General features: G+C 39.6%; 1 protein-coding gene. It reads right to left on the bottom strand.

What is annotated here, in order from left to right:
- Positions 1–202: 202 nt before the first annotated feature.
- Positions 203–14,407 carry a CHAT domain-containing protein gene (locus F6K40_RS08695; protein ID WP_293134219.1) on the bottom strand — a complete coding sequence of 4,735 codons (14,205 nt, stop codon included), beginning with the start codon at positions 14,405–14,407 and terminating at the stop codon, positions 203–205.
- Positions 14,408–15,265 lie beyond the last annotated feature (858 nt).

Raw genomic sequence — 15,265 nt, 5'->3', positions numbered from 1 at the left:
TAGTATATGTTCATTATTAAATCGGACAATCGGACCATCTCCCCCAACAATACACTCTTGTATTCAACCGGATTTGATATTACTCCTTACTCCTTACTCATTACTCATTACTCATTACTCATTACTCCTCAGTAATACGATAACTAATTACCCGGATTCTATATCACCCCATCCCCCCATCCCCCCATCACCCCATCTTCTCTTACCAAGGACTACCAACCATAGTAAACCCAGACCAATAATAAGGATGAGATAAATTTTGATTGTCAAGCTTCCCTAACGCCTGCGACAATGCTACTGCTCCACGCGCTCCACTTCCCCTTAATTCCCCATCTGCAATTACCACCTCTCCTCGCAACATTGCTAACTGCGCCTGTCGTAGTGCTTCTGCTTTAATCTTGGCATTATTCAAATGAGTATAAAATTCTGTCATTAACCCTAATGTACCTTCATCACTCACATACCAAACACTTGCTAAAGCTGACTTGACTCCTGCTGCTACTGCTAATCCGGCAAATCCTAATTCGGCATTTTTGTCTCCTACTGCAGTTCGACAAGCTGACAATACTAACAATTCTACTGCTGGTTCATTCCAACCTAACTCTCTAATTTGGTCTAACTGAAGTTGCTCTGAACCCCATAACTGAATATAAGAATTATTTGCTTTTCCTGGTTTAAATTCTGCATGAGTAGCTAGGTGAATAATAGGATAAGGATAATTTTCTCGTTCACTTAAAAGGTTATTGCGGGTAAATTCTTCATTAATGAATGCAGTGCCTTCCCATAACTTTTGGGAAATAGTTTCTAATTCTATCGGGACTGCTGGTAAGGGGTTTAATTCCTTGAAGAGAGAGCTTCCCATTGCTAATACTCTAGTATCTTGGAGTGGGCGATAATTAGTATCCATTAAGCTAACACTAGGAATTAAACTGAGACTATATTTTTCGATGAGAAATTGTTCTCCATCGTGTAATGCTGCTACAGGTAGAGCGCGTAAACCTTCATCCATGCTAAAGAGTAGGGTATCAATTTTAGCTGCTTCTAGTTCTGCTGATATGGGTGCGATCAACCAATCATATAATTGTTGTGCTGGTGGTAGATAAGTATCAGTAAAACGACGAGCGGGATTTGTAATTTGTGCGCGGAACCTTAATACTGCGTTCATTAGTTCTTTGCGATTAGCTTCGGGAATGCTTTTAATAATTGGTTCACCGGATTTAGTGTATAAGATTATTTGTAATTGTTCTGGATAAGAATTAATATAAATAACTGCAGATTCTTTTCCGGTTTTATTTGCCATATCGGTTAAGATATCTCGGACGTTTTTTGTACTAGCTGATTGTTCGTTCAAATTTATTCCAAAGTAATCTGAATATTCGTTAGTACGGTTTTGTTCTAATATGGTTACTACTTGAGTTGATCCTGTAGCTATTTTTAGGGTACTGGTATTAACAGTATCAATTATCTTGAATATTTGTTGAGTATCAGTAGCATTGTTGATAAATTCTTCTGTTTTTTCTTGAGCTGTGCCAGTATTTTTTGTTTGGTTGTTGTTACTGGGAGTTGTATCATTAAGATTGACTTGGCTTATATTTTGATTAATTTCTTGACTCTGAATATTGATTGATTCATTGCCAAAGTTTTGATTAATTTCTCCTAAATTTTGCTGACCACCAGCGGTTTGAATATTTGTGGTATTATTTCCCGCATTTTGAGTCACATTCCCAATATTTTGCTGACCACCAGCGGTTTGAATATTTGTGGTATTATTTCCCCCGTTTTGAGTGATATTTTCTGTAGTTATATCTCCAAATGTTACTTGAATATTAGTTGCATCATTTCCGGCAGTTTGAGTAATGTTTTCTGTGGTAATTTCTCCACCTATAACTGAAATATTGGTATTGTCATTAGTAGTAATTTGACCACCGTTAGTCTGAATATTAATACTGTCATTGTTAGTATTGTTAACGGCTGTATTTTGATTATTAATAGTATCATTGCCAGCAGTTTGATTAATATTTCCTGTAACTATATTCCCTGTATTTGCTTGAATATTAGTAATATTATTGTTGGCTACATTTCCTGTGTCGGTTTGGATATTAGCTGTGTTATTAATAGTAGCATTAACTCCTGCATTTTGATTATTAATAGCATCATTGCCAGCAGTTTGATTAATATTTTCTGTAACTATATTTCCTGTATTTGCTTGAATATTAGTAATATTATTGTTGGCTACATTTCCTGTGTCGGTTTGGATATTAGCTGTGTTATTAATGGTAGCATTAACTCCTGCATTTTGATTATTAATAGTATCATTGCCAGCAGTTTGAGTAATAGTTTCGTTAGTAATATTACCTGTATTTGCTTGAATATTAGTAATATTATTGTTGACTACATCTCCTGTATTAGCTTGGATATTAGCTGTGTTATTAATAGTAGCATTAGCTCCAGTATTTTGAGTATTAATAGCATCATCCCCGGCAGTTTGAGTAATAGTTTCGTTAGTAATATTACCTGTATTTGCTTGAATATTAGTAATATTATTGTTAGCTACATTTCCTGTGTCGGTTTGGATATTAGCTGTGTTATTGATGGTAGCATTAACTCCTGTATTTTGATTATTAATAGCATCATTCCCGGCAGTTTGAGTAATAGTTTCGTTAGTAATATTACCTGTGTTTACTTGAAGACCAATATTGTTATTATTGACTACATCTCCTGTATTAGTTTGGATATTAACTGTGTTATTAATAGTAGCATTAGCTCCAGTATTTTGAGTATTAATAGCATCATTCCCGGCAGTTTGAGTAATAGTATTGTTAGCAATATTGCCTGTGTTTACTTGAATATTAATGTTATTATTGTTGACTACATCCTCTGTGTTGGTTTCGACATTAACTGTGTTATTAATAGTAGCATTAACTCCTGTATTTTGATTATTAATAGCATCATCCCCGGCAGTTTGAGTAATATTTTCTGTAACTATATTTCCTGTGCTAACTTGTATATTAGTAGCATTATCAGTATTGATATTAACGCTAGTATTTTGATTATTAATAGCATCATCATCAGCAGTTTGAGTAATATCTCCGGTAGTTATATTTCCTGTTTCTGTTTGGATATCCGTAGCATTGTCAGTATTGATATTAACGCTAGTATTTTGATTATTAATAGCATCATCACCGGCAGTTTGAGTAATATCTCCCGTGGTAATGTCACCCTCAGCAGTTTGATTATTAGTTACATCTCCCTCAGCAGTTTGAGTAATATCTCCTATACCTTGCTCTCCTCCTGAAGATATATCTGTATTCGCATCTCCCTCTCCCGATTCCTGGGTAATATCTCCCGTATCAATATCTTCTGTTGCTCGTAACGTCAAACTGCCTATTGTACCCTCAGACTCTATTTCAACATCATAAGTATTGATGGAACCATCTGTCGCTTCAACGTTAATTTCTCCAGCACTTGTTGTACCGATGGAACTTAAATCTCCCGTACCTACTTGCGCACCGTTAATAACAATACTGCCACTACTTCCATCTGGAGCTTCTGTTGTTACATTGCCTGTGTTGACTTCTGCTTGCTGACTCTGAATAATTAAGTCACCACTTTCTGTCATACCATAGGATGATACGTTGCCTAGATTAATGCTTTCTGAGGCGTTAAGTTGTACATCGCCTCCTATTCCTTCCTCTGAGTAAGAGTCTATATTTTCTCCAGTAGCATCTATAGAACCTATTCCACTTTGTACTGTAATATTACCTCCCTGTTCCATCCCTTCCGAACGAATGCCGTTGATAGTTATATCTCCTGGGGATGTGAGGGTAACGTTTCCTGCTATTCCTTCTGTAGAAAAAGTATTTAATTGCTCTTGAGCATCTATACTGTTTTCACTACGACTCTCTATGGTAATATTTCCTCCTTGTTGAGTCCCCTCAGAACGTATGAGATTTACTTCAACGTGATCTGCTGCTTTAATCTCTACACTTCCTGCTGTTCCTTGTTTTGAAAATGTTTCTATGACTTGGGTAGCAGTAATTTTGCCCTGTTCGCTAGTGATGCTAATATCTCCCCCTGTAGTCGGTGTTTCTGTATTCAAGGCACTTGCTTCTAATTTACCAGTAGTTATGTCTCCCATCCCTTCAATACTGATATTGCCAGATCCATCAGGAGAGCGAGAATTAATTGTTCCAGCAGTAGTGTCTACTGTGCCGTTGTTACTTTTGATGCTAATATTTCCAGCAAAACCTTGGGTTGCTTCTCCTTCTGGTAACGGAATCAGGGTGAAGTTCTCGTTGATTGTTACTCTGTCTCTAACGAAACCTGATGCTAGCTCAATATTTCCGACTTCTATTGCGCTACCCGCATTAATCTCTACTCTACCTGTGTCACCCACGTTTGCACCCGAATATATTTGAGCTGTTGTGGTGTTGATGTTACTACCTGCTTCTAATATTATGTCGCCTCCTGTACCTGGGTTATCAGTTTCACTATTAGTTGCAGGTTCGGAGGCGGAGATAATATTGCTGTTTTCAGCGAGATTAATTTCTCCCCCAGCTTTCACTTGAATTTGACCACCTTTACCATCGGCAAACGAGTAGATGTTACTGGTAGTAACATTTCCTTGGGTTGCTTCTATAGTAACATTACCTCCATCGCCTCCCCCAGAATAGTTAGCTAGGAAACCATTGCTTGTGTCTATATTTCCGGTTTCGGCAGTGATGCTAATCTGACCACCTTGTTGTTGGCCGTGGGAACTAATGATATTGCTGGTAACATTTGTTTGAGCGTTGAGGGTGACATCTCCAGCGTTGCCTTGCTCGGAGAATGACTGGATGGGTTTGGTCGCGTTAATTTCTCCACCTTCGCTAGCAATTGCAATGTTCCCTCCATCGGTTGCTGCTGTTGTATTTTGAGCTGAGGAGGTGATGATACCTGTAGTGATATTTTGTTGGGCAGTTATTTCTATTGATCCTGCATCTCCGGTAGCAGTTTCGGTACTTCTGGCTGAAATAGTACCGTTTTCTGCTGCGAGGGAACCAGTCTTAACGACGATATCGCCTCCAGTTCCTGTACTTGTGGTTTCTGTTAATACTTGACCCTCTAGTTGGAATGTTTCCCTGGAGTTAATGTTGATGCTACCTCCCTCTCCACTGTTGGCGGTAGCTGCTGATATGGTGATGCCTTCAGCTACTGTGAGATTTTGGGTATTAATGTTAATGATGCCTGCGTTGCCTGTGCCTTGGGTTTCTACTGTAATTTTGCCGTCTCCTGTAATGTTTATGCTTTCTGGGGCAAATAAATTGATGTTGCCTCCGTTGCCACTGGATGTAGTGCGGGCAGATATGAAACCTGAATTACTGAAGTCGATCTTGAGTTCTGGGTTGTCGTTGTAGGTATTCAGGTTGAGAGTACCTGCGGGTGCTTCTCCTTGAGTTTCAGCAAATATTCCTAATTCTCCAGAGATGTTCAGTTGGTTACTGTTAATAGTGATGTTTCCTGCTGTTTCGGTGTTAGTGGCATTTAAGAGTGCTGTAGCACTAATTTTGGCTCCTTCCCCGATCGTAAGTGTTTCGGAATTAATTGTAATGTCTCCCGCACTGCCGCTACTATTAGTTTCTGTCGTTAAACTTGTTCCTGCTTCTAGATTAAAGTTATTGGTGATAATATTGATATTGCCTGCGTTGCCTGCTCCTGTAGTGGAGGCAGTTATATCTATTCCATCAGTTGTTGTCAGGTTGGGAGTTTCAATTTCGATCGTTCCGGCGTTGCCTGCTCCTGTAGTTTCTACAGAAATTTTGCCATCTCCACTTATCTCTACAGTTTCTGGAGCAGTAATCTTAATGTTGCCTCCATCTCCAGAACCTGTGGAGCGAGCTGAGATGAAACCGTTGTTGCTGAAGTTGATTTTCAGGTTGGGGTTAGTTGTTTCTGTCTCGCCATCTTTTCTATCGGGGGCGATCGTCACAGTACCTGCGGGTGCTGCTCCCTGAGTTTCTGCCAATATTCCTAGTGGACTGGAGATGTTGAGTTCGTTGCTGTTAATGGTAATATTTCCACCTACTTCTGTGTTAGTAGCATTTACCTTCGCTGTAGCACTTATTTGTGCATTTTCGTTAATGTTAATTTGAGGGGAATTAATTTCTATATTTCCTGAAATTCCCGCACTGTTAGTTTCTACTGAAAGTTTGCTATTGTTTTCTAGGTTAAGTGTTTCAGTAGCTTCTATTGTAATATTGCCTCCTGCTCCTGCTCCTTCTGTGAAACCTAATATTTGGGAGTCGTTTTGAATATTAACTTGATTAGCTTCTATGGTAATACTGCCTGCCTTTCCTGCTCCTGTAGTGGAGGCAGTTATATCTATTTTGTCTGCTATTCTTAGGTTAGCTGCATCAATGTCAATTTCACCTGCGTTACCTGTGCTTGTGGTTTCAACTGAAATTTTGCCCTCTCCAGTTATATCTATATTTTGGGGAGCGCTAATATTAATATTTCCGCCATTACCTGTAGATGTAGTGCGAGCTGAGATAAAACCTGAGTTAGTGAAATTAATATTCAGGTTAGGATCAAATTCTCCTAGTTGCTCCCCTACTCTGCTATATGGTTGGAGTGTCAGAGTCCCCGCAGGTGCTTCACCTTGAGTTTCAGCAAATATTCCTAATTCTCCAGAGATGTTCAGTTGGTTGCTGTTAATAGTAATGTTTCCTGCTGTGTCTGTGTTGGTAGCGTTTTCTTTAGCAGTGGCACTAATTTTTGCTCCTTCCCCTATAGTAAGTATTTCGGAATTAATAGTAATGTCTCCCGCACTGCCGCTACTATTAGTTTCAGTCGTTAAACTTGTTCCTGCTTCTAGGTTGAAATTATTAGTTATGATATTGATATTGCCTGCGTTGCCTGCTCCTGTAGTGGAGGCAGTTATATCTATTCCGTCAGTTGTTGTGAGGTTAGTTGCCTGAATTTCGATAGTTCCGGCGTTACCTGCTCCTGTCGTTTCTACAGAAATTTTTCCATCACCACTTATGTCTACAGTTTGTGGAGCAGTAATATTGATGTTGCCTCCTGCTCCTGTTGATGTGCTGCGGGCAGAAATATTGCCTGAGTTGCTGAAATTGATATTGATATCTGAGTTGTTGTTGTAAGGATTAAAAGTAATAGTACCTGCAGGAGTTTCACCGTCGGTTTCAGCAAGTATTCCTACAGGACTTGAGATATTAATGGTGTTAGCAGTGATGGAGATGTTACCTCCTCCTGCTTCTGTATTAGTGCTTCCTTCTATTGCTGTGGCACTAATTTGAGAATTTCCATTCAGAGTCAGTTCTTGGCTATTTATTTCTATATTTCCAGCTTTTCCCGCACTGTGAGCTTCTGTTTCGAGAGCTGTTTCAGCATCTAATGTAGAGATATTGGTGTTAATTTCAATAGAACCTCCATTTCCCTCTCCTTTTGAAGATGCTGAGATTTTTACCTCATCAATTATTGTCAAGTTTTGGGTTTGAATTTCGACAATTCCAGCATCACCTGTACCTGAAGTTTCAGCAGAAAATTTCCCATCTCCTGCGAAACCTATAGTTTCTGGAGCAGTAATATTGATATTACCTCCTGTTCCTGTTCCTGTGCTGCGAGCTGAGATAGTGCTTCCATTGCTGAAGTTGATGTTGATACCTGAGTTATTGTTATAAGGTTTAAAAGTAATAGTACCTGCGGGAGCTTCAACTTGGGTTTCGGCGAAGATGCTTGAACTTGAAATATTAAGGTTGTTGGTTTCGATCGCTATGTTACCTCCTTTTTCCGTATTGGTAGCTGAGGATTTAACTGTAGCACTAATTAGAGAATTTGTACCGACATTAACTTCAGGAGAGTCGATCTCTATATTTCCTGCTTTTCCACTACTCCTACTTTCTACTGCTAGTCTACCATCATTCTCTAGGTTAAATCTTTCTGTTGCTTCAATTGTAATACTGCCTCCGTCTCCATTTCCCCTGGTACTAGCATCTATCACAGCATCATTAGTTACTTCCAGAGAACCTGCCGTAATCTTGATATCGCCAGCATTTCCCACTGCTTCAGGTGTAACTAGACTAAATACTGAACTGGATAAACCATTATTCGATATTCCATCAAACACTATATGATCTGCTGTAATATTTATAGTCCCTGCATTCCCTTTTCCTTCCGTACTGGTAGATATTTTAGCGCCATTAGTAACTGTCAGAAAACCAGTTTCAATAGTTACATTCCCTGCCTCTCCTTCTGCTCCTTTTCTCAATGTGCTAGATACTGTAGTAGGGAAATCACTTGTTCCCCCATTAAGCACTATATCCTCTGCCGTAATATTGACACTTCCTACTTTTCCTTTACCAAAAATGTCAGCAGATATTAATGCACCATTACTAACTGTCAGAGAACCAGTGTTAATATCCACGCCTCCTGCTTCCCCTTCCCCTGTTGCTGCTACTACACTAAATGCTCCACTTTGATGAGTGCCATCTAAAGATACCCCATCAAACACTACACTATCCTGTGCTGTAATATTTATAGTCCCTGCTTGCCCTTTTCCTTCCGTACTGGTAGATATTTTAGCGCCATTAGTAACTGTCAGAAAACCAGTTTCAATACTTACATTCCCTGCCTCTCCTTCTGCTCCTGTTCTCAATGTGCTAGATACTGCACTGGATAAATCATTTGATACCCCATCAAGCACTATATCCTCTGCCGTAATATTGATATTTCCTCCCTTCCCTTTGCCAAAAATATCGGCAGATATTTTAGCACCATTAGTAACTGTCAGAGAACCAGTTTCAATAGTTACATTCCCTCCTTCTCCTTCCCCTGTTAATCCTACTGCACTAAATGCTCCACTGTTATGAGTGCCATCTAAAGATACCCCATCAAACACTACACTATCCTGTGCTGTAATATTAACGCTACCCGCATTCCCTTTTCCTTGAGTGCTAGCAGATATTTCCCCACCATTAGTAACTGTCAAGGAACCTGTGTTAATAGTTATATTCCCTGCTTCTCCTTCTGCTCCTTTTCTCAATGTGCTAGATACTTCACTGGGTAAATCATTTGATACGCCATCAACCGTTATATCCTCTGCCGTAATATTGACACTTCCTCCCTTCCCTTTGCCAAGAAGATCGGAAGATATGAATGCACCATTACTAATTGTCAGAGAACCAGTTTCAATAGTTACATTTCCTGCTTCTCCTTGCCCTCCTGGTGCTATTACACTCAATGCTCCACTGCGCTGAGTGCCATCTGTGGAGAGTCCATCAAACACTACACTATCCTGTGCTGTAATATTGACGCTACCCGCGTTCCCTGTTCCTTTGCTGCTAGCAGATATTTGTGTACCATTAGTAACTGTGAGAGAACCCGTGTTAATATTTACATCTCCTGCGTTGCCACTTCCTATAGTTTCTGCTGTAATTTTGCCCTTTCCAGCAATATCTATAGATTCTGGAGCGCTAATATAAATATTTCCGCCATTGCCTATAGATGTAGTGCGGGCAGAGATAAAACCTTGGTTGCTGAAGTTAATATCTAAGTCTGGAGTATCGTTGTAAGGTTGCAGTGTCAGAGTTCCTGCGGGGGAGTTGCCTTGGGTTTCGGCGAATATTCCTAAGTCTCCTGCAATATTAAGGATGTTGGTATTAATGCTAATATTTCCACCTGCCTCAGTGTTAGTAGATCCTGCTTTAGCTGTAGCACTAATTTCTGCTCCTTCTCCTATAGTTACTGTTTCGGAGTTGATACTGATATCTCCTGCTTTTCCAGCACTGTTGGTTTCAGTAGTCAGACTTGTTCCTGTTCGTAGGTTAAAAGTATTGGTATTAATAGCGATCGCTCCAGCATCTCCATCTCCCGTAGTAGATGCTGTGATAGATATACCGTCAGATGTTGTGAGATTTTTTGTCTCAATATCAATGATGCCTGCATTGCCTGTGTTATTTGTCGTGACTCTAATTTCTCCCTCACCTGCAATATTTATATTTTCTGGAGCAGCGATCGATATGTTACCTCCGTTACCTGTGGATGTAGTTGAGGCAGAGATAAAGCCATTGTTAGTGAAATTAATATCTAATTGAGGACTACCGTTGTAAGGTTCAAGAATAAGGGAACCTGCATCTGCCACTCCTGCTGTTTCTGCAAATATTCCTAAAGTGCCTGAAATATTGAGGGTGTTAGCGAATATTTTGATATTGCCTCCTCCTTCTGTGTTTGTTGAGTCAGCAGTAATTGTAGCACTTATTTTAGCATCTTCCCCGATGTCTATGGTGTTTACCTGGATTTCTATTTGGCCTGGTGCCCCTGCACCACTGCTTTCCGTAGTTAGGCTGGTACTTTGATTGAGGTTTAGGGTTCTACCTTCAACTGTAATAGTTCCTGCTTTTCCACTGCCTTGAGTGTCTGCTTGCAATTTGCTATTGTTAGTAAGTTGAATATCTTGGGGGGTTTGGATGGTGATATCACCTGCGTTTCCTTGAGCATTGCTAGTGCTGAGGATGTTACTGTTGTCTAGAGAGATTGTACCTTGACTTGTAATGGTAACGTTTCCGGCAGGTTTATCACTTTTGGTATCGCTTTCGATGCTGACGTTCTTGAGGTTGATGTCACCTTGGTTGTCGATAAATACATTGCCTGATTCTCCTGGTGTACCATCTAAATTTATTTGTATCGATCTATCAAGGATTCGTCCTTCTATAGTTATTTGTTTACTGGTTATAATGGATGAATCATTTAATTCAAGGTTTCCTTGTGGTTTACCTTCTATTCTTACCTCCCCTGAATTGGAGTGGGAAGATAGTGTGACTATTTGTAAATTGCTGAAGTTGTTGGTGGTAATATTAACTTCTCCACCTACTCCAGAGTCGTTTGTTCCTACTGAGGGTGTTCTGATTGCTAATTTTTTTGTGACGTCGTTTTCTAAAGGGATAAATTTTATTGTATCTGCATTTATAGAAATCGCTCCTCCATTTCCTGAGTTCTCCTTCTCTGAATAGGAAAAGGAATCGAACGATCCTTCTGGCGCTACTACCGAACCTACTTCTGTAATAGTAATATCACCTTCCGCAGACAAAGATATGGTTCCGCCATCCCCTGAGCTACCATCCTGGGAATAGGAAAAGGAATTTAAGGAATTTATAGCAGGGATATCACCTCCAGCGGAGAAAGATATGTCGCCTCCATTCCCTGAGTCGCCTAACTCTGAAAAGGAATCAGAATAGGCCAATTTTGCAGTAATATCGCCTCCTGCTAACAAAGATATATCGCCTCCATTCCCTGAGTCGCCTAACTCTGAATAGGAATGAGAATAGATCCATCCTGTCTTGATATTGTCTCCTGCGGACAATGATATAACACCACCATTTCCTGAGTTGCTTTCATCTGAATGGGAATAGGAATTTATCCCTTCTGTAGTAATATCGCTCTCAGCAATTATATCAATATTTCCTCCATCCCCGGAAACTGAACGAGCAGAAATTGCATCTGTCGTATTAATTGAACCTTCTTTGCTTTCTATGCTAATATTACCAGCATTGCCACTACCTCCTCTCGATTCTGAAATCAACCCATCCTCATTAGCAACAAATTCACCAGTATCAGCAATAATCTCTACCGTATTAATATCCCCGGTTGCCTCGATCTCTATATTACCCCCATCTCCTTCAAAAGATGAGGAATCAAGAGATTTTGTAGTCAGATCGCCACTCTGAGCAGAAAGCGTAATATTACCCCCATCACCCGATCGCTCTACATCTGAATAGGAAGAAGTATCAATATTTCCCAAAGCAATACTACCACCAGCAATAGTCAAATCTCGTCCATTTGTCTGAATAGTATCCAGCTCATTATCCAACATGGTAACGACACCGACTCCATCCTCATCAGCATCTGCACGAAATTCGATCGCTCCTGCTCCTGCTTGAAATTCCAGTACATCATCCTCTATATCCTCAACAGTAATATCATTTGTCGCGCTCAAATTAATATCCGCATCCCCAGAAGTCTCATCAAATTCATCTGCTATAGAAATATTAGTTGCAGACAAAGAAACACTTTCCCCATTACTACTAATTCCGCTTCCTGTAGCAGAAATATCTCCAGTTGCTTCTATATTAATCGCACCGTCCGCAGAAATATTTTCTGTTAATGTCACATTTCCTTCGCTCTTAATTTCTAACTCTCCTCCAGTGGCAGAAATACCATTGACATTCTCGCTCACACCACCGATATTTACATTTCCTACATCAAAAAATACCCCTCCACTACCAGAAACCGCTTCTAAATTCTGCACATTTAACTGCAAAGGTGAATTAGTTAAACCGATTCCGCCACTACCATTTGTTTGAAAGAAAACACTACCTGCATTAATAATTGAACTATCAGAAACTCCGCCAATATTTCCACCATTAGCATTAACTAAAACCTGCCCCGTTGTAGTTAAATTTGCCAGATTTATATCCCCTACTTCTCCTAAATTTCCTAACTCAATATTAATAGTACCACTACCAGCATTTAAAGTTGTTCCATCCAATTGATTTATTGATGCTGCCCCTTCACTCCGGTTAGCAGCATTCATCTCATCATTATTGCCAAGTAAATCAATATTTCCATTTCCAACTGATGTGTCAATATCCGCATTTATATTAATACTACGACCTGCTTTTAACTCTACAGATGAATCAGTTTCTATCTTTTCATTAACCGTTATATCATTATCAGCTTCTAAAATTACATTCCCTGATAATTGCCCAATATTTTCTGCGGAAATTGTCACATCCGCATTCTCATCTTGAGCAAAAGGATCTGTTGGTGCTTCTGTTTCTGTCGTTTCTGAACTATCAGCAATTTCAGAATTTTCAGTCGTTTCCACCTCAGAATTATTTTCTACTGTTTCTGAATCTGTCGTTTCTGAGCCATCAGCAATTTCAGGATTTTCAGTCGTTTCCACCTCAGAATTATTTTCTACTGTTTCTGAATCTGTCGTTTCTGAACCATCAGCAATTTCAGAATTTTCAGTAGTTTCCACCTCAGTATTATTTTCTACCGTTTCTGAACTATCAGAATTTTCTGGTTCTCCTATCGTCACACTTTCTGGTTGTGATAATATCGTTCCATCTGCTCCAAATGCCGCAGTAACATCCACACTTCCATCAAATGTTAACTCTTGTTTTCCCGTAACTTCAACAAACCCCCCATCTCCAGAAAATTGCCCTCCTTTCGCATTAATATTTCCCGCAAAATTAGTAGTTCCATCAGACCAAATTGTTACCTTTCCTCCATCTCCATTTTCAATAGCATTAGCAGAAATAATTGAGCCACTATTAACAGAAGTTTGTTGAGAATTGAAAACTGTACCTTCAGAATCGCCTCCAATTAATACCGTACCTCCACCACTTAAACCATCAGCATTAATATTAGTATCAATTAGAGCTACGCGATCGCCCAACACATTAATTTGGCCTCCTATCCCCGCTTCGTTAAGAGGGATCGATACATCTACACTTCCAGAAACGATCGCCGTTCCCGCTACATCTTCAACCACTGTATTTGAAGCAGTCAATACCACTTCTCCACTTTCATTAACATTTATAGATGTAGCGCTCATGTCACTCGCACCTGTTAACAGTTCCGGTAAAGATACAGGACTAATACCTGCAGTTTCTGACTCACTCCCTATTGCTGAAGGTACTTCTAAACTTAATACGTGTCCTGGTTGAGATATTTTCAGAGTGCTGCCACCTTCTACTGCTGTAATAGTGACGTTACCACCTGCCGTAGAAAGTTCTCCTGTATTAATGACTTTACCGCCTACAAAAGTGAGATTTTCTCCAGGATTTAAAGTTAAATTTGCTTCATTAACTATAGCACCAGGGTTAGATACATTAAATTTATAACCACTCGGTTCTCCAATCAAATTAGCATAATTATTTGTACCCATTGCCTCAAACCAGTAATTGTTGTTATCAAAACCAATTCCTGTGGCGGTTGTGACACTGAATGAGGCCGGTATGTTGAGGCTAGCATTAGGACCAAACATTATACCTGCGGGGTTCATTAAAAAGAGATTTGAATTACCCCCGATGACTTGGATCAGACCATTAATATACGAAGCATTTCCACCAGTAATTCTACCAAGAATGTTGCTAATATCTGGGGTGGTAAGGAAGTTAGCAGTTTGGCCAGAGTTGACATTAAATTCGTCAAAGCTGTGGAAAAGATTTCCCCCACTGCTAGTTCCTCCTTCAATGTCAAATTGATTGCCAGTTTGATTTACCGTTGTTCCTGTACCGTCGCTAGCAGGAGTGATAGGTTGGGAGTTAGCAGGAGCTACAGTCAATGTCCCCAAGATTATGCTGAGAGCAGATATACCGTAAGATTTTACAATAGTGTGTTTCATATCAGTTATCAATACCTGCCATTTCAGCAGGAAGCAAGAAAATCCCAAATTTTCTTTTTTGGCAGTCCTAAAAAAAGTATCCTAAAAGAAGTAATAGTATAAGTATAGCACTGCAAAAACAGAGTTAGGGAATTGATAAAACTGAGATCCTTTGCCGTCAATAGTTTTGATATCATGTCCGGTAGCATCGGTATTGTATAGCAAAGGTAGGGAACAGGGAACAGGGAACAGGGAACAGGGAGGAGGGAGGAGGGAACACTTAACTGGCAGGAATACTTAAGAGCCAGAAAAAAAACTTACATTTCCGGTAAAATTCACCCTTGAGTTTACACCAACGATACCAGCGGACATGATATGACTTGTAGCTTACAGCGGTTTTCATTTCAGTAAACCACAGTAGGGACGTTCCATGGAACGTCCCTATTAGGTTTTGCTTATGAATATGTAGTTCATCAATCTGAAAAGCGCTTTCAATAATGGATAATGGATAATGGATAATGGATAATTACCTCTCCCTTTTAGGGAGAGGATTGACCAAGAAGGAAAAAATTTATTTTTTTCCCCTTGAAAGGGGAGACTTTAAACCAAAATTATTTAATTGTTTAATTGTTCAATTGTTTCGGTAAAGCTATAATAGGAAATATGCCGTGACTGCGAATATTTATGATATACCTTCTCCTTATTCGGACTACCCTTTTATTGATACCCTTTAAATTGGGACGCTATTAACCTTATTTCTTAGTCAATATTGCTTATCCGTAAATTTTGAGAAATTATTTTCGGCGTTGGTGAAGCGCGTGTATGATATTACAGCAATGCTTGAGGATGGTGGGGTACAGTTCTTTGCAGTTCAGACTT

The sequence above is a fragment of the Okeania sp. SIO3I5 genome, from assembly GCF_010672085.1.
Lineage (GTDB): Bacteria > Cyanobacteriota > Cyanobacteriia > Cyanobacteriales > Microcoleaceae > Trichodesmium.
The sequence above is the reverse complement of the archived record's forward strand: the minus strand, read 5'-3'. Positions and strand labels throughout refer to the sequence as shown.

Bases quoted from the DNA above. Each gene is read 5' to 3' on its own strand.
- F6K40_RS08695 (WP_293134219.1), bottom strand. From the start codon at position 14,407: ATGAAACACACTATTGTAAAATCTTACGGTATATCTGCTCTCAGCATA.